This window comes from Orbus sasakiae (assembly GCF_039542345.1).
Taxonomy (GTDB): domain Bacteria; phylum Pseudomonadota; class Gammaproteobacteria; order Enterobacterales; family Orbaceae; genus Orbus; species Orbus sasakiae.
The window spans coordinates 926,317-952,556 of sequence record NZ_BAABHY010000001.1 but is presented as its reverse complement, the minus strand read 5'-3'; the positions used below and the strand labels follow the sequence as shown (position 1 = coordinate 952,556).

General features: G+C 36.2%; 17 protein-coding genes and 1 riboswitch. Of the genes, 9 read left to right on the top strand and 8 right to left on the bottom strand.

Annotated elements, in window-relative coordinates; translation table 11 throughout:
• The first annotated feature begins 30 nt into the window (after positions 1 to 30).
• A complete protein-coding gene (gene mfd / locus ABEA36_RS04170) occupies positions 31 to 3,471 on the top strand; it encodes a transcription-repair coupling factor (protein ID WP_345489113.1) in 3,441 nt (1,146 codons plus the stop codon).
• A gap of 34 nt (positions 3,472 to 3,505) precedes the next feature.
• A complete protein-coding gene (locus ABEA36_RS04165) occupies positions 3,506 to 4,894 on the top strand; it encodes a DUF945 family protein (RefSeq protein WP_345489111.1) in 1,389 nt (462 codons plus the stop codon).
• A gap of 62 nt (positions 4,895 to 4,956) precedes the next feature.
• Here the strand turns inward: ABEA36_RS04165 and ABEA36_RS04160 are convergent, their stop codons facing one another.
• The gene (locus tag ABEA36_RS04160; RefSeq protein ID WP_345489109.1) at positions 4,957 to 5,565 is read right to left on the bottom strand and encodes a riboflavin synthase subunit alpha; all 609 of its coding nucleotides are present in this window, start codon (positions 5,563 to 5,565) and stop codon (positions 4,957 to 4,959) included.
• Between the two features lie 83 nt (positions 5,566 to 5,648).
• Positions 5,649 to 5,717, top strand: a riboswitch (Fluoride riboswitch).
• Between the two features lie 115 nt (positions 5,718 to 5,832).
• On the opposite strand from ABEA36_RS04160, the gene crcB reads away from it, so the two are divergent.
• Positions 5,833 to 6,213: a fluoride efflux transporter CrcB gene (gene crcB / locus ABEA36_RS04155; protein WP_345489107.1), complete on the top strand. Its 381-nt coding sequence runs from the start codon at positions 5,833 to 5,835 to the stop codon at positions 6,211 to 6,213.
• A 120-nt stretch (positions 6,214 to 6,333) separates the two neighbouring features.
• On the top strand, positions 6,334 to 6,795 hold the full coding sequence (locus tag ABEA36_RS04150; protein WP_345489105.1) for a SulA-like leucine-rich domain-containing protein: 462 nt from the start codon (positions 6,334 to 6,336) through the stop codon (positions 6,793 to 6,795).
• A 26-nt stretch (positions 6,796 to 6,821) separates the two neighbouring features.
• On the opposite strand, the gene ABEA36_RS04145 is transcribed toward ABEA36_RS04150, so the two are convergent.
• The 3 genes from ABEA36_RS04145 to ABEA36_RS04135 form a co-directional block, all read right to left on the bottom strand.
• Positions 6,822 to 7,250: a hypothetical protein gene (locus ABEA36_RS04145; RefSeq protein ID WP_345489103.1), complete on the bottom strand. Its 429-nt coding sequence runs from the start codon at positions 7,248 to 7,250 to the stop codon at positions 6,822 to 6,824.
• Positions 7,251 to 7,357: 107 nt separating this feature from the next.
• Complete coding sequence (gene rnd / locus ABEA36_RS04140; protein ID WP_345489101.1) at positions 7,358 to 8,440, bottom strand: ribonuclease D; 1,083 nt, start codon at positions 8,438 to 8,440, stop codon at positions 7,358 to 7,360.
• Positions 8,441 to 8,496: 56 nt separating this feature from the next.
• Positions 8,497 to 9,648 (bottom strand): metallophosphoesterase, encoded by a 1,152-nt coding sequence (locus ABEA36_RS04135; protein WP_345489099.1) that lies wholly within the window; start codon positions 9,646 to 9,648, stop codon positions 8,497 to 8,499.
• Between the two features lie 72 nt (positions 9,649 to 9,720).
• On the opposite strand from ABEA36_RS04135, the gene cmoA reads away from it, so the two are divergent.
• The 5 genes from cmoA to ABEA36_RS04110 all read left to right on the top strand — a co-directional run bounded on the left by cmoA (position 9,721) and on the right by ABEA36_RS04110 (position 20,983).
• Positions 9,721 to 10,452 (top strand): carboxy-S-adenosyl-L-methionine synthase CmoA, encoded by a 732-nt coding sequence (cmoA, locus tag ABEA36_RS04130; RefSeq protein ID WP_345489097.1) that lies wholly within the window; start codon positions 9,721 to 9,723, stop codon positions 10,450 to 10,452.
• 36 nt (positions 10,453 to 10,488) lie between these two features.
• Positions 10,489 to 11,457, top strand: coding sequence for a tRNA 5-methoxyuridine(34)/uridine 5-oxyacetic acid(34) synthase CmoB (gene cmoB / locus ABEA36_RS04125; protein WP_345489095.1), 969 nt, complete (start codon positions 10,489 to 10,491; stop codon positions 11,455 to 11,457).
• 256 nt (positions 11,458 to 11,713) lie between these two features.
• On the top strand, positions 11,714 to 17,701 hold the full coding sequence (locus ABEA36_RS04120; protein ID WP_345489093.1) for an alpha-2-macroglobulin: 5,988 nt from the start codon (positions 11,714 to 11,716) through the stop codon (positions 17,699 to 17,701).
• 52 nt (positions 17,702 to 17,753) lie between these two features.
• A complete protein-coding gene (pbpC, locus tag ABEA36_RS04115) occupies positions 17,754 to 20,108 on the top strand; it encodes a penicillin-binding protein 1C (protein ID WP_345489091.1) in 2,355 nt (784 codons plus the stop codon).
• A gap of 176 nt (positions 20,109 to 20,284) precedes the next feature.
• A complete protein-coding gene (locus ABEA36_RS04110) occupies positions 20,285 to 20,983 on the top strand; it encodes a glutathione S-transferase family protein (RefSeq protein ID WP_345489089.1) in 699 nt (232 codons plus the stop codon).
• Between the two features lie 45 nt (positions 20,984 to 21,028).
• Here the strand turns inward: ABEA36_RS04110 and ABEA36_RS04105 are convergent, their stop codons facing one another.
• From ABEA36_RS04105 to ABEA36_RS04090, 4 genes are all read right to left on the bottom strand, one after another.
• Entirely contained in the window at positions 21,029 to 21,319 is a 291-nt protein-coding gene (locus ABEA36_RS04105; RefSeq protein ID WP_345489087.1) for a putative quinol monooxygenase, read from the bottom strand.
• 562 nt (positions 21,320 to 21,881) lie between these two features.
• A complete protein-coding gene (locus ABEA36_RS04100) occupies positions 21,882 to 22,943 on the bottom strand; it encodes a beta/alpha barrel domain-containing protein (RefSeq protein ID WP_345489084.1) in 1,062 nt (353 codons plus the stop codon).
• A 198-nt stretch (positions 22,944 to 23,141) separates the two neighbouring features.
• Positions 23,142 to 24,155, bottom strand: a complete 1,014-nt coding sequence (locus tag ABEA36_RS04095; protein ID WP_345490854.1) for an amidohydrolase family protein — start codon at positions 24,153 to 24,155, stop codon at positions 23,142 to 23,144.
• A gap of 540 nt (positions 24,156 to 24,695) precedes the next feature.
• The gene (locus tag ABEA36_RS04090) at positions 24,696 to 26,219 is read right to left on the bottom strand and encodes a helicase HerA-like domain-containing protein (protein ID WP_345489082.1); all 1,524 of its coding nucleotides are present in this window, start codon (positions 26,217 to 26,219) and stop codon (positions 24,696 to 24,698) included.
• Positions 26,220 to 26,240: the final 21 nt, after the last annotated feature.

Sequence of the window (26,240 nt, the reverse complement as noted above, 5' to 3'; positions counted from 1 at the left end):
ATCCATTATGATTTTTAGTAAGATTGGTACATGTCTGATATAAAATTACCTAGTGCAAAGGGCGAAGTTCAAGAGTTTGGTCAATTAATTGGTTCATCTATCTCACTATTTTGTGCCCATATTCTGTCTGTTCATCAAGGTCCAGTTGTTATTGTCACCGATGATATGCAACAAACAACACGTTTGAATGATGAGCTAAAGCAGTATTCTACCCTACCGACCCTATTATTTCCTGATTGGGAAACATTACCCTATGATAGTTTTTCACCTCATCAAGACATTGTATCTGAACGTTTAGCATGCCTTTATCAATTACCACATTTTAACAAAGGCGCTTTTATTTTACCGATTAATACCTTGATGCAAAAAGTGTGTCCAAGTGCTTATTTAAGTGGGCACGTTTTCATGATGCATAAAGGACAACAAATATCCCGTGAAGGCCTTCGAATTCAACTTGAAAATGCTGGGTATCGCCATGTAACACAAGTGATGGAACATGGTGAATATACAACTCGCGGCGCGTTATTTGATATTTACCCTATGGGTAGCCAATCCCCTTATCGTATTGATTTTTTTGATGATGAAATCGACAGTATCCGAATTTTTGATGTTGAAACTCAGCGAACGCTTGATGAAATTGATAAAGTACAACTGTTACCCGCACATGAATTCCCATTTGATAAAGCTGCTATTGAGCTGTTTCGTAGTCAATGGCGTGAAAATTTCCCCGTAAGACTCGAAGCTGAGAGTATCTATCAACAAGTTACAAAAGGGATTCTACCAACTGGTATTGAATATTGGCAAAGGCTATTTTTTAATGAGTCTTTGATTAGCCTATTTCGTTACCTGCCTGAAAATACGTTAATAATTAATACACAAAATATTTATCAGTTTGCAGAAAAGTATTGGCAAGATATCGTACAACGTTATGAAAGTCGTCAAGTCGATCCGATGCGGCCATTGCTTAAACCTGAAGAAATCTGGTTAAAAGTTGATGAAGTATTTGCTCAGTTTAAAGCCTATCCTAGAGTGGTTGTTAGCCAAGATATTCAAACGAGCAAAAAAGCGGTGAATCTTAATTATCAAGGCTTACCTGAGCTTGCCATTCAGATTCAACAAAAAGATCCCTATCTGCATTTTCAACAATTTATTGATCAGTTTAACGGTAAAGTGATTTTCTCCGTAGAATCAGAAGGCCGACGTGAAGCCTTACAAGATATTCTAACGCGTATTCGAATCTATCCTAAATTTATTGAAAAAATAGCGGACTTAGACGGCCATACAGAGCGTTTTTATTTAATGATTGGTTCCAGTGAGCAAGGTTTTATTCACCTCAATGGTCAATTTGCCTTTATTACTGAAAACGAATTACTTGGACGTCGAATGATTCGACGCCGTAAAGAAGCAAAACAAGCCATAAATACGGACAATTTAATTCGCAGCTTAGCGGAATTAAGCCCTGGAAAGCCGGTAGTTCATTTGGAACATGGGGTTGGTCGGTACGCGGGTTTAACGACACTTGAGACTGGCGGGATTACAGCTGAATATCTGATCATTTTGTATGCTAATGACACCAAATTATATGTCCCTATTTCATCGTTAAACTTAATCAGTCGTTATTCAGGTGGTGATGAGGAAAATGCACCACTCAATAAATTAGGCACAGATAGTTGGAGTAAGGCAAGAGAAAAAGCCGCAGAAAAAATAAGAGATGTGGCGGCTGAATTACTTGATATTTATGCTCAGCGTGAAGCTAAATCGGGTTTTGAATTTAAACAAGATAGGGAGCAATATGAGCTATTCTGTCAAGGTTTTCCTTATCAAGAAACGGATGATCAAATTAATGCTATTGGTGCCGTAATTAGTGATATGTGTGCACCGTTTGCGATGGATCGCCTTGTCTGTGGCGATGTTGGTTTTGGTAAAACAGAAGTTGCTATGCGAGCAGCCTTTTTAGCCGTCATCAATCATAAACAAGTTGCCCTCCTTGTTCCAACAACGCTGCTTGCACAACAACATTATGAAAATTTTTGTGATCGTTTCGCTAATTGGCCAGTTCGTATCGAAGTGTTATCTCGCTTTAAAACAGCCAAACAGCAACAGCAGATATTACAGGCTCTAGAAGAGGGAAAAGTCGACATTGTCATTGGCACACATAAATTACTTCAAACTGATGTTAAATGGCGTGATTTGGGACTACTGATTGTTGATGAAGAACACCGTTTTGGTGTCAGGCAGAAAGAACGGATTAAGGCGATGCGAGCTAATGTCGATATTCTCACATTAACCGCAACCCCCATTCCAAGAACGTTAAATATGGCAATGAGTGGTATGCGTGATCTTTCAATTATTGCAACGCCGCCAGCTAGGCGTTTGGCCGTAAAAACGTTTGTGCGTGAATATGATAACTATGTCATACGTGAAGCCATCTTGCGTGAAATTTTACGAGGTGGGCAAGTTTATTACCTCCATAATGATGTTGCTGATATTGAAAAAACGCAAGAGCGTTTGGCTGAACTGATTCCTGAAGCACGGATTACAGTGGGACATGGTCAAATGCATGAACGTGATCTAGAGCGTGTAATGAATGATTTTCATCACCAACGCTACAATTTATTAATTTGTACCACAATCATCGAAACAGGGATTGATATTCCAAATGCTAACACGATTATTATTGAACGAGCAGATAAGTTTGGTTTAGCACAATTGCATCAATTACGAGGGCGAGTTGGCCGTTCATATCATCAAGCTTATGCTTATTTACTTACTCCCCCGCCAAAAGCACTGACAAAAGATGCCAAAAAACGCCTAGAAGCGATAGCCTCTTTAGAAGATTTAGGCGCTGGCTTTGCATTGGCTACGCATGATCTTGAAATTCGAGGTGCTGGCGAGCTATTAGGTGATGATCAAAGTGGGCAGATCGAAAGTATCGGCTTTAACTTGTATATTGAATTATTAGATGAAGCAGTGAAATCATTAAAGCAAGGTAAAGAACCCTCATTAGAGTCACTATTGTATAGCCAACAAACTGAAATTGAATTACGGCTACCAACACTCATACCTGATGATTTCATACCTGATGTGAATACTCGTTTATCACTTTATAAACGTATTGCTAGCATTGAACAACTTGATGAGCTGGCTGAAATTAAAATTGAAATGATTGATCGTTTCGGCCGTTTACCAGATCCGGTACAATTTTTGTTAGATGTCACCAAAATTCGTTTTAATGCTCAGCAACTAGGTATTAGAAAAGTAGAATTTAGCGAAAAAGGTGGTTATATTGAATTTGGTGAAAATAATCGTGTTGCGGTTGATTATTTAATAAGTGAAATTCAAAAAGCACCAAAACAATTTCGATTAGATGGACAAAATCGATTAAAATTGTTAACGACAGAATTACAAAGACAGCAGCGAATTGATTATATTAACACCCTTCTTAACCAATTTGCTTTGCATAGTGATTAATAATTATTAAGATAAAAAGAGAGAGAAAAAAACAATGAAAAAGACCGTTATTGCAGCCAGTGTTGTTGCGGTATTAGTTATTGGCTATACAGCCGCTTCTTGGTATACCGGTAATAAAATTGAAGAAAATTTTGGACAAAGCATTACCCATTTAACGGATAAAATTAATCAAAAAATGGACAATACCGATAACGATATGTTCAGGAATCTGAATATCAGTTATAGCAATTATCAAAAAGGAATATTCTCTTCAACAGTCCACCTTAAAGCAAGTTTCACGTTGTTTGAAAATACTACAGAGACATTTTTTGATAATGATGTCACCTTGTATCATGGTCCTTTCCCGTGGAATTTAATTGCATCAGGTTCATTTTTACCTAAATTCGCAGCGGTTTTTTATGAAACGCAAGAAAGTGATAATACACTGCTTTGGAAAGCCGCCGATAACAAACCGTTTTTAACAGCTAATGGTATCATCAGCTACAACAATAATGTTGATATAGTGATAAAAACACCTACATTAGATATTAAAAATGATATTGATCAATATCAACTAAACGTGGCACCAACCTCAACACTTATCTCAATTGAAAACTTTAAAAAAGTTGATTTTGATATGAATGTCCCACAAATCATATTTACTGATTTAGTGCGTGAATCAAATGTAGAAGCAAACACGATTCAATATCATAGCTTATCATCATTTGATGAAGAACAAACCGGTAATGAGAAAGGTCAACTTTCAATTGCTAATCTCATCATCAATAACGATCCTAATGGTTCTGACAATAATGCAATCAATATTCAACAATTAATTCTTGATACTAATATAAATCAAAAAGCAAACCAATCCGTCGGACAACTTGCAATGACCATTGCCAAAGTTGAATTTGGTCAACAAAATTTAGGTAATAGTGAGCTGCAAATTAGTTATGATATTAATTCGGCATTGTTTGATAATGATATGAATATAAATAGTATATTTAATATTGATAAATTTATATGGCACACATCGCAAGGTGATATTGATGGTCGCTTAGCTTTAAATGTTAATCAAGATTTAGCTGATATTGATCAAGCGAATGAAGATGATGTAGAACTGATTGATGCAAAGTTAAACATCCCGCTTAAAACGTTAAATTATGTGATTGCACAGATTAACAATCCGAATAAATCAGAACCTGATAGCTCTGATATTCAAGCTGTTGAACTGATGACACAGCTTTATTTAGGCATTATTTTTGCTAATTCACCTTTGATAGAGGTTAAATTGGATGAAAATGAGGAAAATATCGAAAGTCTATTGTTAGATATGTATTATTCTAAAAATGACAATCAGGCTCGTCTAAAAGGCCAACCGCTGACACCAGGTCAATTTTGGCATAATTTGTTGACTGGCGTAAATCAAATCTCCCCTTATTAAGGGCTTTATATTGATGTGCAGCTTATCGAGTTGCACATCAAGTTTTCGATTCCGCTACAGATTTACATCTTATTTGCTAATACGCGTTCTACCGTATCAACAATCGCTTGTGTTTGTGAATCTATTTCGATATTCACAAAATCCCCTTCTTTTTTATCCCCTAGCGTTGTTATAGCTAGTGTTTCTGGAATCAAATGAAGATAGAAATAATTATTAGATACTTTACCTATGGTTAAACTTGCGCCATCAATACCAATAAAACCTTTAAATAAAACATATTTCATAAAGGATTCGGGAAGCACTAGCTGCATTTCACAATTGGTTGGGGTTTTATTCATCATCCTAATTTTAGCCGTACAGGAGATGTGCCCTGACATAATATGCCCACCAATTTCATCACCATATTTTGCACTGCGTTCAATATTGACCCAATCACCCACTTTTTTGCTACCCAAGGTTGTTAAGGCTAGCGTTTCTTCAATAATATCAAATTTGGCCCAATCCGCGCCAAAGTCCACTACCGTTAGACAGCAGCCATCGTTCGCTATTGATGCACCAATTTCTAACCCATGTGCTAGACTTTCTGGCAATTTGATTTGGTAAGTTCTGAGTTTATCTTGATCAACAATATCGATAATTTGACCAACACCTTGTACTATGCCTGTAAACATAAAGCAAATTCCTTATTTAATTGCTATTATGAATTATTTTATCATTAATCTATTGTAAAATAACCTATCTTATTATACCTTAAATCAAATAAGGTGATGGTGTTCCACCTTACCCAACCGCCGTCTTTACGGATGATGACGCCTGATTGAGTCGTTTTATAACGAGGATGTCGGACGCATATCGATCATATCATTACAGTATCCTTGTGAATTATTCCGACTTATAATACGTCTATTATTTTATATTATTGATATAAGGATATCGTTATGTTAAAGCCTATACTTGCTATTGCCGTAGGTTCAACTGTTGGTGGTGTATTACGCTGGCTATTATCACAAAAATTCAATGCTTTCTTTTATATTCCTTTTGGTACTTTATTATCTAATCTTATTGCTGGCTATATTATTGGTTTTGCGATGATGTTTTTCTCTCATGCACCGACGATTTCGGCAGAATGGCGTTTATTAATCATGACGGGGTTTTGCGGTGGCTTGTCAACCTTTTCGACATTTTCTGCAGAAGTTGTGATCTTCTTTCAAAAAGAACAAATTACTTTAGCATTAAGTACAATCGCAATACATGTAATCGGTTCAGTTTTAATGACAGTACTGGGCATCATGACTTATCAATGGATAAAAGCGATTTAAAATAAACAGTTATTCATTGGGACATATTCATCCATAAGATAAAAAATAAGCAGTTTGCTATTTACATCACCAAAATACTGTATTAATATACACTGTATATCAATACAGTTAGAGGTGGCTATGTTAACAACAAATAAAATGAAAACATCAAATTTGATTCATCTGAATAAGGATAATCAACTTGATATTGTAAGCTTTGATTCCCCACTTCAACATGTTCTACAACAACATCTACTATTATTACGTTTATTAAATCAACAAAATAAATGGCAATTATGGATTTCGAGCAGACCCATGCTCAAACGTTCTTGGATCAAACAAGCTGGATTACATGAACAAAAAGTCATTCAACTCGCCAATATTCATGATACAAATATGATAAGTATCATCGAAAAAGCATTGTTAAGTAAAACCTCAAGTTATGTGGTTGCTTGTATTAATCAACCATTGACGGATAGTGATAAACACAACTTACAAGTAGCCGTCAAAAAGAGCGGAACTCATCTATTCCTAATTGATGATAATTATTTAAATTATAATGATTTTATGACAATGTCACTAGCGGTTAACAATATTCATTGAATGTTAGGGGCTGATGCCCCTTATCGTTACTCAATCACTAAGCGTATATAGTACTCACCGTCATCATCAAGATAACGTTCATTAAATGCACGTTTGCCGAGCAAAGCATGGGATGCTTCTTGGATACAACTTAATTTTCCACCCAATTCAACGTATTCACAATTTAGCCTATTACGCTGACTGTTTTCTTCATCAAGAAAGTCCGCAACATGTAAGCTAAATTGATCTAAGATATCCTCCATCGGATATTGACCTTGAAATGTTTCATTATCTTCGATTTCAAATTGTATCGCCATGCGGTATGAATCATCAAAAAAATGCAGATCGTCCTCTGATATTGAACTAAATTGAGCCGGCTCAAATGCGCCTAATTCTTTATAAATTCCTGGTTCAATTAGTTGATAGTCTGTTTGGTTATCGTACTTTTTCACATGGAAAAATTGTATATTTTTCATTATTATTCTCTTTATCATGATAGTATTTGATGATAATTATATTGTATATAAATCAATCAAGTCAATAAACTATCATGATGTATTTCGCTTATTAGAAACCACAATTTTCACGACAAATAACGACTAAACAGATCCGCTCTCCAGCCAGATAATAATTCTGGTTTTTCAGATAATTCGTTGTTTTTCCAACGGACAAATTGTTCAATATGCCGCCTTGAAACCAATAATTCAGGACTTAATTCAGTTTGTACTGAAATATGATTAGCTGCCTCTTTAATCAGTGTTGTCCAATGTTTATAATCAGGGTATGTCACAATACGTTTTATCTCGGCAATGGGTTCAACTGGCTGAGCTAATAACGAGAGTAAAAGTTCACCAAATAAACGAATCTCTTTACCTTTTAACCCTAATGCAGATAATTCCGCCAATGATTTTGGTTGGAAACGAGCCATTTTCCATAACATTTCTTCATGAATTACAAAATTTAAGGCGATATCGTGTGATTTTGCATAATTAAACCGCCAAGCGGCTAATTGCTGTAAATGTGCGAGTTGTTCAGCACGAAGCTGCCAAGCATTTTTAATATGCAAATACGCGCTGTCAGCTTGAGTAAATTCACATCTTCGCTTAACTGCATTGGCACACTCTTCATAGGCAGCATTCAACCATCCTTTATCAAGCAATAATGATTTGAGCTTGATGATTAAAGGTAATAAGTAATACACATCATTAGCGGCATAAACGCATTGCTTATCCGATAATGGGCGCTGTAACCAATCGGTACGTGTTTCACTTTTATCCAGATCAATATCTAAATACTTTTTCACCAAATTGGCATAACCACTACTTAGTGGGTTGTCTAAAAATGATGCAAGTATTTGACTGTCTAAAATCGGTAGTGGAACAAAGCCAAAATGATGTAAAAACACTTCAACATCTTCACTGCAAGCATGGAAATGTTTTTCAACATCAGGTGTATTTAATGCCTTTTTAAACAAGGTCCAATCTGTAATATTTAATGGATCAATTAACACGACATTGTTACCATCAAAAAGTTGTAATAAGCCTAACTGAGGATAGAACGTACGCGTTCTCACAAATTCACTATCTAACGCAAGATAGCGAACATCATGCATGTTATGACAAAATTCCGTTAACTGTTGATCAGTTGTAATAAGTTGATAAGACAAAATAAATTCCAATATTTAATAATAATAAAAGTGACAGTGTATCGTTTATGATCACGTTACTTAAAGTTTAATTCGGTTACCACTATTTCAGCTCGGGTCATTAAACGAATTGGCGGGCCCCATAGACCATAACCGCTGCTCACAATACTTGTAAAATGCCCATTTGGCGAAGTATAACGTCCCCATGGGTTTTGGTACATCGAATCAACCACTAATGTCATAGGGAAAATCTGGCCTGCATGGGTATGACCTGAATACATGACATCAATACCTAATTTAGCTGGTTCAACCAGGTCTTGCGGCTGATGATCAAGTAAAATAGTAGGTTGATTAACATCAATTTGTTGCATTAATTCACTTAAACTTGCGCGAGTCTTGCCGAAATTTCTTACGATAAAATCATCACGACCAATAATGTAAATACCACTATTACTGTCATAGATCACATCATCTTGTAGTACTTTCATGTTCCCCGCTTCAAATGCATCAATTACCGATTGATTGCTGTTATTTGGCTCACGTTCAATACCATAATGTTCATGATTACCAAAAATAATCACGGTGCCAAATTTAGGTTCAAGTTGAGCAAAAATAGATGCAAATTGTTTATTAACAAACGGTTCTAAACGTAAGTCTAATGTATCACCTGTAATAAAAATATAATCAGGTTTTAAATCATTAACCTGCTCAACCATATTACTAATAAAATGGTTTGATGTGGTTTCATTGATATGAATATCGGTTAGTTGAACAATCTTTAAATGTTTGACTTTTGCGGGTTTATCAATATTAATCTGGTAATGAACGATCCGTGGAGAACTGGCCATATAGAGCCCACCAACAAAAAGTACCATACCAAGAATAACAAAGGTTAATTGCAACACATATCCGCTATTATTGGATTTACGCAATATAAACCAGCGGATAAAACGAATCAGGTCAATCACTAAAATGCTATAAAAAAAGCATAAAATCAAAGAGAAAACAATATTGCCGATTAAAGGTAACCAGTAATCAGACACGGTATAAAATGCACGGCTGCCAATAAAAGATAGCGATCCAGTCAGCAAAATCAGCCAAAATAACTTTCGACTTATTCCCTTAAAATAACCTTGCTGATGGCTATTGAATAGGTTTATTGATCGAAAACCTAAATAAAATGCAATAATTAATGATGTAATGGCAGCAACAACAAAAAACCAGCCCATAAAAGTTACATATACCGAATAATAAAATGGTATGATAGCAGAAATTTTTTAAAGATATTCACTTTTATAATTATGGAACTCAAAAAAGATTCACTTTTCTCAGCCCCTATTGAACGCTTAGGTGACTGGACGTTTGATGAAAAAGTAGCAGATGTTTTTCCTGATATGATCAAACGCTCGGTACCCGGTTATTCAAATATTATTTCAATGATTGGTATGTTAGCTAAACGTTTTGTTCAGCACGATTCCAATATTTACGATCTAGGGTGTTCACTTGGCGCCGCAACCTTATCAATCAGACGTAATATAGAGCAAGAAAATTGTACGATTTATGCGGTAGACAATTCGTCAGCAATGGTGGAACGATGTCAAAAGCACCTGAGTGGCTACAAGGCAAACACACCAGTTAATGTTTTATGTGCTGATATTAATGACATTGAGATGCATAATGCATCAATGGTTGTATTAAATTTTACACTGCAGTTTCTTACACCTGATGACAGACAACGTATCTTAACGAAAATTTACCAAGCGCTTAATCCCAATGGGATATTAGTATTGTCTGAAAAACTCAGTTTTAATGATGATTTGATTAATGATTTGTTGTTTGATATGCATTATGATTTTAAACGCGCAAATGGCTATAGTGAACTCGAAATTAGCCAAAAACGCAGTATGCTCGAAAATGTCATGATTACCGATACACTTGATATCCATAAATCACGTTTAAATCAAGCGGGTTTTAAGCATATTAATCAATGGTTTCAGTGTTTTAACTTCGGTTCAATTATTGCAATAAAGTAATTACATCATTCACATACATTATTTAAAGAGACACAAATGATCGATTTTGGTAACTTTTATCAGATTATAGCTAAAAACCAACTTGCACCTTGGTTAGAAACACTACCTGCACAACTATCCACGTGGCAAAAAAACACTATTGATAACCGGTTTAATCAATGGATCAATAGTATCGATCATTTACCCAATATTACGCCAGATGTTTTGGATTTATTACATAGTGTTACCGCTAAAAAACATCAACCATTATCGGAAGGTGAAACCAAACGAATTACACACTTATTAATGTCCTTGTCACCATGGCGCAAAGGCCCCTTTTCGTTATATGACATTTTCGTTGATGCTGAATGGCGCTCAGATTGGAAGTGGCAAAGACTTACTCCTCATATTGGTAGTTTAGAAGGCAAAACAGTATTAGATGTGGGGTGTAATAGTGGTTATCATTTATGGCGTATGATTGGTGCGGGGGCAAAATTAGCCGTGGGAATTGATCCTATGCCCTTGTTCCTTTGTCAATTTGAAGCGATTCGTAAATTATTAGGCAATGATCAACGAGCTCATTTTATTCCTGTCGGTATTGAAGATATGCCAAAGCTTAATGCCTTTGATACCGTATTCTCGATGGGGGTGCTATATCATCGTCGTTCACCACTTGATCACCTTTACCAATTAAAAGATCAATTAAACCACAGCGGTCAATTAATTTTAGAAACACTGGTTATTGATGGTGAAGAACACCAAGCATTAATGCCGGGTGAACGTTATGCACAAATGCGTAATGTTTACTTTATTCCATCTATCCCAACGATGGTCAATTGGTTGACAAAATGTGGTTTTAAAAATATCACGGTGGTTGATATCTCAAAAACGACACTCGAAGAACAACGCAAAACAGATTGGATGACGTCTGATTCATTAATCGATTTTTTAGACCCCAATGATCATAACAAAACAGTCGAAGGCTACTCTGCACCAATGCGCGCAGTCTTTATTGCAAATAAATGATCTTTTTTGTGTAATTTGATCAACTTCAAGTATAATGATCCTCGCATAAATAATAATGATACCAAGATATAAAATCTTACTTAGCAAGCCATGGATTAGAAAGGAATGATTAAAACGGTACGATAACAGTAATCACTATTTGTAGTGATTAAATTCATGACTATCACAGATTCTTCATCTAATCTTCACTTTCTAATTATAGAGTTGTTTTATTTGAGTGTTAGATACAATAATTATAATGATGATGAGGATCACAATGGGATTTTTACGCTTACTGCTTCGAGTGCCTTTTTATATTTTCGCTATTATCTGGGAAGCATGCCTTTATTTTGCGCTGTTTCTTCTGGTTTTAATCCGTGCTATATTATGGTTAATCAGCCCAATTATTGGTGATATTAATTGGTCTACTCCAAAATGGTACCCAAAAGCACAAACCCTTTACCACACCATTGCCAACTCACTCAGTAAACGTAGCACATTCATTGGTAGTTTGATCATTATTGCTATCATCGGTTATTTTTCAGCAAACTATGCTTATCACTGGTATCAAAACCGACCGAAACCAATCGACCCAGCTCCGATTATTGTTAATCATTATTCCGCAAATTATTACGAACCTAGCTACAGTAATTCAACATTGAAAATCGGTTTTGTCAATCGGACAGGAGCAAGCCCTGCACCACTCGATATGATAGGTAAAACAATTAGTGAAGGGATTACACTCAGTCCGCAGATTGATGGTCAGTGGCGTTGGCACAATAACAAAATGATAGAGTTCAAACCAACTCAACCATGGCCCCTTGGAACACAATATACAGTAAAATTAGAGAGTGATAAGCTTTTTAGTGAAAATAATCTTTTACAAACTAACTCATCATCTTATTCATTTAAGACTCAAGATTTTAGCTATTCAATTAGCCGTGAAGAACTTTATCAAGATCCGATTAATCCGAGTAATAAAATGGCCATTTTTACGGTTAATTTTTCACACCCTATTGATAAGTTGGTTTTTGAACGAAAGATTTCCCTCGCACTTTATGAAAAAAACAGCAATAACCGTGATAAAGATACTTTCATTAAGCAATATGACTACACCGTTACCTATAATAACGATTTGACAACTGCTTACATCAAAAGTGGGCAAATTGGTTTGCCGAATCAAGATGGTTATATGCAGTTATCGATTGAAAAAGGCATTACATCATCAATTGGTGGTACACCATCAAAATCGTTAAATCATAGCGTATTGGTCGTACCAAGTAAGTTTAATCTGAATATCAATAATTTTGATGTGTCACTCGTTGAAGTCAATAATCAAGAGATGCGCCAAGTTTTGACAGTTTCATTCAATTATAATGTGAAAGCATCTGATATTCATAAAGTGATCAAAGTTTGGCAATTACCCATTAATCCTAATAAGCAATATACTGAACGTTATTACGATGAATTGGACAGGACCTACAAAACAAAAATAAATGTCGATGGTCGTGATCTTGAAAAATCAACCCCTATTGCGTTGAAAGTGATTGATACAGAACAAAATTATCAAAATCAAATCAGTTTCGAATTTAAAGCTGAACAAAAACGTCAGATTTATATCGAGGTTGAGCAACCATTAGTCTCAGACGGTGGCTATTATTTATCAACGCCTTATCATGACGTAAAAACAGTACCCGCCTACCCTTATATCATGAATTTCGCTGCCAGTGGTTCACTATTATCATTATCAGGGGACAAGAAAATTCCTATTGTTTCCCGTAATATGTCAGCGTTAAAGCTCCAAATAGGACGTGTTATTCCTTCTCAACTGCAACATTTAGTCGCATTTAATGGCAATGATTTCCAATGGATGAATTTTGGTGATCTCGATAGTGAAAATTTTGTTGAAAAATATACGGTCATTAAATCCATTTCTGGAACGGCAGAATCTACAAAATACACGGATGTAGATATTAGCAAATACCTCACTAAAGACGTCGAAGGTAATGCGATTAGAGGCGTTTTTTTAGTTAATTTATATGGTAATACCAAAGATGCACGTAATGATGATTTTAATTATTACGATTCACGTTTCATCATTGTTACAGACATTGGGATTATTAATAAAAAATCATTAGATCAATCACAAGATATCTTTGTACAGTCTATACGAACGGGTCAACCTATCGCCGATGCTAAAGTCTCAGTTATTGGTGTAAATGGAGTTGAAATCACCGCGTTATATACTGATGAGTCAGGTCATGTGCACTTTGATCCGTTATCTGAGTATTATCAGGGCATTAGACCACTATTTTTTGTCGTTGAAAAAGGCCAAGACTTATCATTTTTACCGATTTCAAGTTATGACAGACAATTAAACTTTTCACGTTTTGATGTCGGTGGTATTTATGAAACGATTGATGGCGGTGAGTTACGTACCCACTTATTTTCAGATCGAGGTGTATATAGACCTGGGGATACATTCCATATTGGGATGATTGTTCGTGCACAAGATTGGTCTAAATCACTTAACGGTATCAGGCTTGAAGCTGATATCTATGATCCTAAATCGAATCAAGTTAAAACTGAATCAATTACCCTTGATAAATATGGATTTGAAGAACTATCTTATAAAACCGATTACAGCTCACCAACAGGTGAATGGTATATTAATCTATATCTTAAAAATCCACGAGAAGACTATCGTACATTATTAGGTTCAACTTCTGTTATAGTACGCGAGTTTGAGCCAGATAAAACGGCGGTAACACTTAAATTATTACCTGATATAAAAGAAGGATGGGTTCACCCTGACGCGCTATCAGCACAAGTTGAAGCAAAAAATCTCTTTGGTACACCAGCTCAAAACCGGATTGTACAAAGCCAATTATTTTTAGAACCTTCTGCGCCTTATTTTAAAAAATATGATAAATATGCGTTCTATCAAAATATTAGTCGTCAACAAAACAGTTTCAATATCGCCGTTGAAGAACGTATCACAGATGAAAATGGTTTGGCTCATTTAGATTTACCTATTGGTAGCTTTGAAGGCAATTATACGGCGAAGCTCCTAACAGAAGTCTTTGAACCTGATAGTGGACGAAGTGTCGCTGCAACAGCAACCGCTTTCGTTTCACCTAATGATTACTTGATTGGTTCAAAAGCTGACGGTCGATTAGACTACATTAAAAAAGATTCCCGTCGGATCATTAATTTTATTGCTGTGGATTCAAATCTTGAACCGATATCGTTGAACGAGTTAACACTGGTAAAAATCGAACAAAAATACCTTTCGGTATTGGTTAAACAGCCTTCTGGTGTTTATAAATATGAATCAAAACGTAAAGATGTGGTCATCAACGAAATCCCGTTTAGTATTGATAAAACATCGACTAACTATACGATTGAAAATGAAGATCCAGGCAACTTTACGTTACAAATTAAAAACAAAAACGGTCATATTATCTATCAAACGGCTTACTCAATTGCGGGAACGGCAAATGTGACACGTAATCTTGATCGTAATGCGGAATTGGTTTTAAAAATCGATGATAACCAATATAAAGCAGGAGATGAAATTGAAGTTTCAATAACCGCCCCTTATATTGGTAGTGGTATCATAACCATTGAGCGTGACAAAGTTTATGCCCATAAGTGGTTTAAAACCAATACAACGAGCTCCGTTCAGAAAATCACCGTTCCAGCAGGAATTGATGGTAATGCGTACATCAATGTGCAGTTTATTCGAGACCCAAGTTCAGATGAAATTTTTATGAGTCCATTAAGCTATGCTGTGGTTCCTTTTAAAATTTCAAATGATAAATTTAATGATCACATTAAATTAACCACACCAGACAAGATTAAACCAGGTCAAACACTACCCATTACCATTGAGACCCATACGAAACAACGCGTGGTTATTTTTGCAATTGATGAAGGTATTTTGCAAGTATCAGGTTATAAACTTAAAAACCCACTTAATGAATTTATTCGTAAAAAAGCATTATCGGTAAGGACACTGCAAATTCTTGACCTTATTTTACCGGAATATAGTCGATTATTGAATTTATCAGCTCCTGGTGGGGATTCAGATGAGATGACAGATGAACTATCTGCACATCTTAATCCATTTAAACGTAAAGTGGATGAACCCGTCGCCTATTGGTCAGGTATTATCGATGTCGATGGTATAAAAACGGTTGATTATACTGTCCCTGATTACTTCAATGGCAAAATCCGTGTTATGGCTGTTTCAGTGGGTCAACAAACGATGGGCAGTACACAAACCGTAGCGACCGTTCGTAACGATTTTGTTATTAGTCCAAATATTCCGTATTTTGTTGCCCCTAATGATGAATTTGAAATCAGTGTGAGTATAGCCAATAATTTAGATGATATTGGCGATCACGCTGTACCGATTCAGGTCACATTAAAAACAACACCGCAATTAACCATTCTTGATGAGGCAATTCGCACCATTACCCTTGCATCAATGAAAGAAGGATCGTTAACATTTAAGTTAAAAGCAACGGATACGTTAGGCAGTGGTGATTTACATTTTACCGCGAGTTATAATGATAAAGTTGTCGACCGACAGGTCAGTACATCGGTACGCCCAGCTTCACAGTATCGATTAAAAACCACCATGGGACGTATGGATGGGAGTCAACAAAGCATTTCTGATATGCGTCAAATGTATGCGCCATATAGTCAGCGTCAAGCGGCGGTTTCTTATTCACCGTTTATTTTAAGTAAAGGTTTGGCAACCTACTTAGCTGATTATCCGCATTACTGTTCTGAGCAAATTGTAAGCCGAGCAATGCCATTATTAATTGACAGTAAATACCCTGATTTTGAGTTAGTTAAAAATAACTCAATTCAATTAGATGCGTTATTCCAAACCTTACAAACCAGACAGAACAGCGAAGGTGCAATTGGTCTGTGGTATTCAACGTATAATGTGGATCCGTTTATCACATTATATGCGGTTAACTTTATGTTAGAAGCAAAAGAAGCGGGTCAAAGCATACCAAATCGATTGTTAGAGCGCGCCAATCAATATGTGGCACAAATCGCTACATCACAACGCACAGATCAATATGGTTTACGTTTAAGAGCTTATGCAAGCTACCTATTAACTCGCCAAAATCAAGTAACAACCAGCTATTTAGCTTCAATCATGGCTGATCTTAATGATAGCCGTAGCACTTGGTGGCAAACTGATTTAACCGCTCTTTACCTTGCTTCATCTTACCAAATGTTAAAAATGGATAAAGAGGCAGACAAATTATTTAAACCTGTATGGAAGTCATTATCTAACGCTTACAATAGTGCTTGGTGGAACCATAACTATTACGATCCTTTAGTGATGGACTCAGGTAAGATTTATTTGATCACCAAACACTTTAGTGGATATACAAAAGAGATACCGGCTCAAGCCCTAGAGAATTTAGTATTAATGCTTAAACAAGAGCGCTATACCACGCAATCCTCTGCCATGACGATGTTGGCATTAGACAGCTACGTATCCAGCATTAATCTTGGCGCTTTAACCGCTAATGATTTAACGATTACTAGCCAAGATCAGCAACATAAACGTCAGACCATTGCGACGCTGAAAGGATTATTAGCGAAGGGGGAATATGATGCTGATGTACGTACTATTTCCTTTAATAATCAGACAAAATTACCGGCCTGGTATATGGTTTCAGAACAGGGGTTTGATAATACCATACAGCAAAAACCTATCACAAAAGGACTGGAAGTTTATCGTGAATTTACCGATGACAACGGTAATGTGATTAATCAAGTCAAATTGGGTGATAAAGTGAATGTGACAATTCGTATTCGTTCACTCTCAAAAGAAGGGGCGACCAATCTGGCTATTGTTGATTTACTCCCAGGTGGTTTTGAAGTCGTCCAACAACCGATAAAAAGCAGCCAAGATAATGATGATGAATACGATGAATATGAAGGTGAGGATGAAGAGTACTATGATGATACAGATTCTCATTGGTTATCACCGATTGCTGTTGGTGATTATACTTGGTATCCAGATTATACGGATGTGAGAGAGGATCGCGTCATTATTTATGGTTCAACTGACAATAACCAAATTCAAACCTTTAAATACCAAATTAAAGCAACCAATGTTGGACAATATAGTGTTCCTTCCGCTTATGGTGAGGCAATGTATGATCGTGATATCCAAGCCGTTTCTCAAGGTGGTAATAACATCACGGTGATGCCTCGTTCGTGGTATTAAATTAGGGGGTGGCCTTACCACCCTCTTAACAATAAATTAATTGATAGAAATGATGTCTTACTTACTTCAATTTATTAAACGCCATCAAAACGGTTTAATGGCCCTGTTGCTATTGACGATTGTGATTGGTATTGTACGAGTTTATCCGCACTCACCGCTTAATACCTCATTAACGTTTTCCAGTACATTTTATGATGAAAAACATAAATTACTCCGCATTACCCTTGCTGATGATGATCGGTATCGACTGTGGACACCTCTTGAAGAGGTTTCACCACTGATTATTAAGGGTTTGCTACTTCATGAAGATCAATGGTTTTATTATCACCCTGGATTTAATCCCATCAGCTTAGTTAGGGCATTTTTTGCCACTTATATGGGGGGCGGTAACCGTCAAGGCGCCTCAACAATTACGATGCAACTTGCACGTATGCATTGGCAACTTAATACCAAAACAATTGATGGTAAATTGTTACAAATCATTCGGGCTATTCAGCTAGAATTAATGTATTCAAAACATGATATTTTAGAGGCCTACCTAAATTATGCCCCTTTTGGTCGAAATATTGAAAGTATTGGCGCAGCCTCATTAATCTATTTCAATAAACCGGCTGCGCAGGTTAATTTACCTGAAGCCTTGACGTTAACGGTGTTACCTCAATCGCCGACGTATCGTATTGATAAGTTAACGGGTGTTGCGGGAAAATCATTAGTTAGTGCACGTAATCAGCTTTTTCAACGCTGGCAAGAAACCTATGATGTTGATCAATATATAGCAGCGCTTTTTAACCAACCATTAATCATGCGCCAACCCGAACAATTACCTTTTTTAGCCCCTCACTTTATCAATCAAATCATAAGTCAGCAAAAACGTGCTGGACAACAAGAGGTGATGACCACATTAGATAGCAATTTGCAGCAGATCATCGAAGATCAAGTCACTATTTTTATTGAGCGAAATCGCCAAAAAGGCATTCAAAATGCCTCGGTATTACTCGTTGATACAAATACAATGGCGGTAAAATCCTTATTGGGTTCGGCTAACTATTTTAATTCAGATATTCAAGGGCAAGTTAATGGTACGTTAGCAAAACGTTCACCCGGGTCGACGCTAAAACCCTTTATTTATGGACTTGGTATAGACCAAGGTGTGTTACATCCGATGACGATTTTAAAAGATGTTGAAACGGATTTTGGTTTTTATACACCAGAAAACTTTGACCGTCATTTTAGCGGGCCGATCTCAGCAACAGAAGCCTTAATTCGTAGCCGTAATATTCCGGCGGTATACGTCGCTTCAAAACTAAAAAAACCATCTTTTTATCAATTTTTACAAAATGCCAATATCCAAAATCTAGCAACTGAAGAGCATTATGGTCTCGCTTTGGTATTGGGTGGGGGCGAAGTAACATCACAAGAACTTGCCACCTTGTATGCCATGCTTGCTAACAATGGGAAATGGCAACCATTGCAATTGATAACACCACAGCAACCGTCTACCGACAGTAAGCAACTGCTGAGTGCTGAAGCCAGTTTTATGACCAAAGACATGTTATTAAAAAATACACGTAAACAAGATATCCTATTTAAAAAACAGCACAATGCGATCCCCATTTATTGGAAAACAGGCACATCATGGGGCTTTCGTGATGCCTGGACAGCGGGTGGTTTTCAACAGTATGTCTTAGTGGTGTGGTTAGGCAATTTTGATGGTTCAAGTAACAATGCATTTGTCGGCGCTGATGCGGCCACCCCGCTGTTTTTTAATATTATTGATGCGATTAATGGGTATTATCATAATCCGATCATTTCACAATATGAAATCCCCAAACATGCAAAAAAGGTGGATATTTGCTTAACCAGTGGGAATTTAGTGACTCAATGGTGTAAAGTAAAAGGTAAAACATGGTTCATACCCGGTGTATCCCCTATTACAGTTGACTCAATTTATCGCCCAGTAATGATAAATAATCAAACGGGTGCTGTAGCATGCCCGCCTTATAATCCGCAAACCACCCATATTGAAGTTTTCGAGTATTGGCCATCAGATTTAGCTAATGTGTTTGCGAAAGCAGGTATTGCGAAAAAATCACCACCAACGAGTTCACATTGTGCCTCACCACAAACTTACTTAGGTCAGCCACCTAAAATTACCTCTCCACTAAAAAATGTGGTTTATCAATTTAGGCTCAATAATCAAAAAAATGAACGCATCAGCTTAAATGCAAATGTTGATGGTGATGTTAAACAACTTTACTGGTTTATTGATAATCAGTTTATTGGCCATAGCCCGCAAAATGAATCGATTGACTGGGTCCCAACACGCAGCGGTTTATTTAAAATATTGGTGGTTGATGACTTAGGTCGCAGTGATTCGCGTGAAATAAAAATTGAGCTAGTAGAATAAGATGATGGTAAATTCAATACTCATTAAGGAGTGATATTTTCGTTAAAAAATTATCATAACCTATCATTCTAGTGTAAAAACAGCCTATATTGTATTTAGGTATACACTTAAGATGATGTATATGCTTTATTATTGAGTAAGTTTAACACCCCGCGCTAGCGGTTAGAGGAGACATCATGAAATATACGCTTTATATCGGTAATAAAAATTATTCCAGTTGGTCGATGCGTGCTTGGATTGTGATGAAACATTTTGGTATTGAATTTAATGAGCGACTTGTTCGTTTTGATAGCTTTGATGATAACTCAATATTTAAGAAAACAATATTACCGCTTAATCCGCTGGGTACTGTGCCAATTTTAGTTGATGATGATTTGGTTATTACCGATTCCTTAGCAATTTGTGAATATTTGGCCGATAAACACCCGACTTTATCTTTGTGGCCAAATCAAACACGCTTAAAAGCAAAAGCAAGGTGTGTCACAGCCCAAATGCATAGTGGTTATCCGCAAATTCGTCGCTATTTGCCAATGAATATTGAAGCTAAATTTGCTGAATGGGGACAGATCATTTTACGTGATCATAGACAAGTCAAACAAGAAGTTGCCTTTTTTGATCGTTATATTTCATCCATGCTAGATAAATCGGAAGGGGCCTATTTATTTGGTGATTTCACTATTGCTGATGCTTTTTATGCACCAATGTGTATACGATTAAAAAATTTTGATATCACGATGTCACCTAAGGTAGCAGATTATATTGATGTTATTTGGCAAACAAAAGGTATTAAAGAATGGGTTGACGATGCCCTTAACGAAAATGATTTTATTGCAATGGATGAGCCCTACCGTTTAAATAATAAAAAGCGCCAATAAGGCGCTTTAATATAAAAATATCTAAGCAATAAAAATAGAAATTAACTAAATCACTTGTTTCATAACATGAACGGTTTTTTTAGCCACTTTACCTTCAGCAAATTTTGCAAATTGTTTATAGTGAGCTTGCGTATTATGTATATCAATTGCTTGACGTGATTGCCATGTTTCAATAAAAACGTAAGTATTTGGGTCTTTGACATCTTGGTTAAGATCATATTGAATACAACCTTCTTCTTGACGACTACCCTCAACAATTTTTTTAAATTCAGTCTGAAATTCAGTATGATATTCAGGTTTAATTGTAAAAATAGCCACAATGTTTAACTTGCTCATATATATCTCCAATTAATAACTCAACGTATTATAACATGTAACTTCAAGGAATTAATGCGATCTTTGCCCTTCTTTTATCGATACCTTCTACCATTCTTATCAAGCAAAATTCTATTTCTGATAGAATCATACATTTCCCCTATTCGCACCAGGAAAAAATATTCACATACCGTTAGTTGAAATCGATAAATGACACTTTGTTGCATCAGACGGTATCGATATCCTATTTCCTTAAAGTGATTAGGATCAATTTTATTTTGTGAATGATAGCAATAAGTAAAACTCACAATAATGCTATTCTATTTAACAGCTATAGCGCTGACTCGCTCATGATAATTTTCTGAATTGTAAGCGGAAAGTGACCATTAAGGAAACTAAAGGATAATTCCGCTGTTATCTAAGGCAACCCTGTCAACAGCAATAGATCCATTTATTGTGTCATGAGATATACCGGCAAGAATACAATACATGTTGCAATTCATATTCAAAAATACGTTATTAAATAACGCTATTTTTAGCGTTATTTATTTTCAATCCCCATTATCATTCTAATATCAATATCTTATTGATTAAGATTATGTTTAATATCAAATGCTAATTGAGGATTCCACATTGCACCAGTTGCACTCATGACTGCATCTGCGCCGGCTGTCATATATTCTTGATAATGTGCAACAGATGATACCCCACCAACACCAATAATAGCAAAGGCCGCATCTAATTCTTCACGTAACCGAACTAACCGTTTCACCATATCTAAGCCAGCCCAGCGAATCGCATCACCGCATACACCACCCGTCGGCCTATCTTGGCCCAGTGCAGGGTGACCATTTTTATCAATAGGACTTGCTGACAATGTATTAATTGTGCTAAAGCCATCAACCACGCCTTTGAGCTTTTTAATAAGAGGCATGACATCGTTGTCATTGGCAAAATAAGCTAACTTTAAAAATAAGGGTTTATCAGGTACAGCATTTTTAATCTCTTTAGCAACGCGCTCGACTTTATCAAAGTCGAAACATAAGAGCTTATGTACCCCTTCATTAGGACAACTTAAATTGGCTTCAAGAATCGGAGCATGAGTTTCATTAATTAAGCGTGCTGCTAATGCATAGTCTTTTTCAATTGTTGCTTCGTTACCTGGTGTACCTTGAAAACTACCAATAACATATTGTCCCTTTTTCGCAGCATTTACTGCATCAGCTAAATCAGCTTGCCATATGTCAGGATTGAATGAGGGAACACCAAATGAATTCGTAATTGAAACGGGTTGTTGATAATTTGTATCAGCTAAAACCGTATCCACATGATGAGATAGATGCCCTTTCGGATGAATTGATAATACATTAGGTAATGGATGGCTTTTATGGGCCTTGGTTCTTACTGTCTTATAAACACAGAGATCAAATCCATATGCAAGTGCTGCTTTAACATAATTCGCATTTAATAAAGGACCCGCAGGAATACCAAATGGTAAATCAACATCCAAATCTAAAAAACGACTTGGCTTATTCATCTTGGTAATGGTGTTTGGTGAAACAGCAAAATCACCAAATGGGCCTTGTTGGTAATTATCTTCATAACTTAATAGTGGATCATAAAAAGGAGTCGTTGTATTTTTCATTTATTAGCCTATTAAATTTTAGTTAGCACTTTATTGACTATTTAAAATTATATATCAATTACGATTGAATATATTGTTTTTTAGTCCATGCCACATTTTTATTTTTAAATAGAGAAAACACATTAAATAAAAAAAGCACAAGCAATAGCCGGGCTTTTTTTATTCATTAAAGAAGATTAAAATGATATTTATTCGTCGTTATTCAATCCCAAGCACAAGGCGACCATTTTTGGTTGCGACATTAATCACATTATCTAGATCCGTGTAGCGGCAACCTGTGACTAATAATTTTAATTCTTCCCACATGTTACCAGTTGAAAATGGTAACATATAATCACTGATATTATCTGTCCCAATTGCGACCGGTATACCTGCAGTTGAGAGTTCATCAACCGGGGTGAGTGAATTACGGGTTGGACCTTGATCTTCACGTCTTGGACTATCAATCCATGCAAATGGGCATGCGATGACCATCATTTTCGCTTCTTTCATTTTTTGATAAAGTTTTTGACGATATTCAAGGCTATGTGCCGTAATTGAAATGCTATGAATTGCAACGACTTTACCATGCATGCCATGTTCAATCGTTTTATCGGTTAATTGTTCTGTTTCCACTTCGTCTTGTGAATTAAATTGATCAACATGAACATGCACCATTTTACCCAATTTTTTACCGGTTTGCATTAATACATCCAAATGTACTAGCCCCATACCAACACCATGATCACGTTCATCTCGTCTTGGTAAACCACCAATGATATCGACAAGATCTGCACCTTTATCAAACCAGTAGCGCGCTTCCTTATCAATCACACCTTTTAATGTTTGATTGACTAATTTAATCGTAATATCATTTTTATACGTTTCACGTGCTTTTATCGCCGCTTTGATAGCACGTTCTTGTGCAATAGGATCAATATCGATAAACGAGCCCATTACCGTCACGCCTTGCTCGATCATCCGTTCGACGGCCATACTAAAATGGCGATAGTAATCATCTTCAGACATTGCGGCTTTAATTCTATCGAGTGTATCCCATTTTTGCATTAAGGTTTGTTTTTGATAAACATCAAAACTGTCTCGCGTAATTGTAAAAGCACGGTCAGCGTGCATATGAGCATTCACCCACCCACCATTTTGTTTAATACTGTTAATTAAATAAGCTTTTAAACTTTGATCTCGGCTTGCTAATAAAATATCTTTATTGGTCATGATAATCTCTCGCTCTCTTTTACTATTACGTTCATAAATTGCAGGCAAAAAAAATCCCCCAAATTGGAGGATCTAAAAATATAAATTAATTAGTCTAAAAACGGTACGTTCGAAATATAATCCATTACGTTGCTTCATCGTGCGAGTTACCTAATTAACTTAAATGACATTAACGGAAAAGAGTTTAATCAAATCATAATGAATAGCAATCATTTTTTTTAAATAAAAAACTAAATAAATGAAAATGTTACAGTATTATTTTTGAGACAAGTCATGGACAGCAAAACCCTTTTTGATATCATATGGTGCGCTAGTAACGTGAGTAAACATCATGATCTATTCAAAAAACAATCAATACACAAATTTTTAATTACCTGTTTTTTATTAATTATTATTTATTTTCAGCGAATAATATAGCATTAGATTGCATAAAAAAAAGCGACCATAGTGATCGCTTTTTTTAGCCTAAATTTTGCGCCAAAATGCAGATTAATCTCTTCAAATTAATGGGATAAAGTCGACAAAATCAAAAAAATGAGACTATTTACGCTTATTGCCACCCAAGATACCACGAGTAATTTCACGGCCAATTTTATTGGCAATTTGTCGTGTCGTGCTCTTTGCAACTTTTTGAGCTAAGCCATCTTTTTGACCGCCACGAGGACCTTTTCCACCAAATAAAAAGTCCCGTATCATTCCCCACAAGCCACCTGATTCAGTTTGACTGTCAGATGTTTGATTTTGTGTTACATCATTTTTTGATGTTTGACTCGTGGGCAATTTAAAACCATTCGTTAATTTTTCATAAGCCGATTCACGATTCACTGTTTCAGCATATTTAAGGTATAAATTAGATTGGTTAATAATCGCATTTTGCTCATCAGCGGGCATCATACCCATTAATGAACACGGCGCAATAATCATTCCACGTTCAACGATATTCGGTCGCCCTTTCTCATCTAGAAATGAAATTAGCGCTTCACCCACTCCTAATTCAGTGATAACTTTTTCAGTATCAATGTTTGGATTTTGACGCATAGTTTGCGCTGCCGCTCGCACGGCTTTTTGATCTTTAACCGAAAAAGCACGTAAAGCATGTTGAATGCGATTACCGAGTTGCCCTAAAACCGTATCAGGAATATCGGTTGGATTTTGAGTAACAAAATAGACGCCAACCCCCTTAGAACGGATTAAACGTACCACATGCTCAATTTTTTCTAATAATACTTTAGAAATACCACTAAATAGCAAATGGGCTTCGTCAAAAAAGAACACTAATTTTGGTTTTTCGACATCACCGACTTCGGGTAAGCGTTCAAACAATTCTGATAGTAGCCATAATAAAAACACAGAATACAGTTTTGGTGAATTGATTAATTTTGCACACTCTAAAATATTAATTTTACCTTTACCACTAACATCACGTTGCATCAAATCGGCGATGTCCAACATCGGTTCACCTAAAAAGAATTCAGCGCCCTGTTGTTCAAACGTTAATAAACTGCGTTGAATCGCACCAATTGAAGCCGATGAGACATTACCATAATCAGTAGTAAATGATTTCGCATTATCACCCACAAATTTGACTAACTCTCGAAGATCTTTAAAATCAATAAGTTGTAATTGATTATCGTCAGCAATTTTAAAAACAAGTTGCAAAATACCCGATTGGACTTCATTTAAATTAAGTAAACGGCTTAACAGTAACGGCCCAATATCACTAACTGTCGCCCGTACTGGTAAACCTTTTTCGCCATAAACATCCCACAACTCAATGATTGATGATTCAGGCTGCCAATCTGTCACGCCAATTGAGGCCAATCGTGCAAGTAATTTTTCAGATGCGGTGGCTTTCACACCTAAGCCCGTCAAGTCACCTTTGATATCAGCGAGGAAAACTGGTACACCGATTTGTGCAAAGCTTTCAGCCATTTTTTGCAATGTTACGGTTTTACCGGTTCCTGTTGCTCCCGTAATTAAACCATGGCGATTGGCTAAAGCAGGTAGAATGGCAAGATCTTTATGATCTTGGTAAGATTTCGCAATAATAATAGGGTCTAACATAATTTATCCTTTCATAACTCT

Coding starts and splice junctions, on each gene's coding strand:
- ABEA36_RS04110 (WP_345489089.1), top strand. CDS start 20,285: ATGAAATATACGCTTTATATCGGTAATAAAAATTATTCCAGTTGGTCG.
- cmoB (WP_345489095.1), top strand. CDS start 10,489: ATGATCGATTTTGGTAACTTTTATCAGATTATAGCTAAAAACCAACTT.
- ABEA36_RS04135 (WP_345489099.1), bottom strand. CDS start 9,648: ATGGGCTGGTTTTTTGTTGTTGCTGCCATTACATCATTAATTATTGCA.
- ABEA36_RS04120 (WP_345489093.1), top strand. CDS start 11,714: ATGGGATTTTTACGCTTACTGCTTCGAGTGCCTTTTTATATTTTCGCT.
- cmoA (WP_345489097.1), top strand. CDS start 9,721: ATGGAACTCAAAAAAGATTCACTTTTCTCAGCCCCTATTGAACGCTTA.
- ABEA36_RS04165 (WP_345489111.1), top strand. CDS start 3,506: ATGAAAAAGACCGTTATTGCAGCCAGTGTTGTTGCGGTATTAGTTATT.
- pbpC (WP_345489091.1), top strand. CDS start 17,754: ATGTCTTACTTACTTCAATTTATTAAACGCCATCAAAACGGTTTAATG.
- ABEA36_RS04145 (WP_345489103.1), bottom strand. CDS start 7,250: ATGAAAAATATACAATTTTTCCATGTGAAAAAGTACGATAACCAAACA.
- ABEA36_RS04160 (WP_345489109.1), bottom strand. CDS start 5,565: ATGTTTACAGGCATAGTACAAGGTGTTGGTCAAATTATCGATATTGTT.
- ABEA36_RS04095 (WP_345490854.1), bottom strand. CDS start 24,155: ATGACCAATAAAGATATTTTATTAGCAAGCCGAGATCAAAGTTTAAAA.
- ABEA36_RS04150 (WP_345489105.1), top strand. CDS start 6,334: ATGTTAACAACAAATAAAATGAAAACATCAAATTTGATTCATCTGAAT.
- mfd (WP_345489113.1), top strand. CDS start 31: ATGTCTGATATAAAATTACCTAGTGCAAAGGGCGAAGTTCAAGAGTTT.
- crcB (WP_345489107.1), top strand. CDS start 5,833: ATGTTAAAGCCTATACTTGCTATTGCCGTAGGTTCAACTGTTGGTGGT.
- ABEA36_RS04100 (WP_345489084.1), bottom strand. CDS start 22,943: ATGAAAAATACAACGACTCCTTTTTATGATCCACTATTAAGTTATGAA.
- ABEA36_RS04105 (WP_345489087.1), bottom strand. CDS start 21,319: ATGAGCAAGTTAAACATTGTGGCTATTTTTACAATTAAACCTGAATAT.
- ABEA36_RS04090 (WP_345489082.1), bottom strand. CDS start 26,219: ATGTTAGACCCTATTATTATTGCGAAATCTTACCAAGATCATAAAGAT.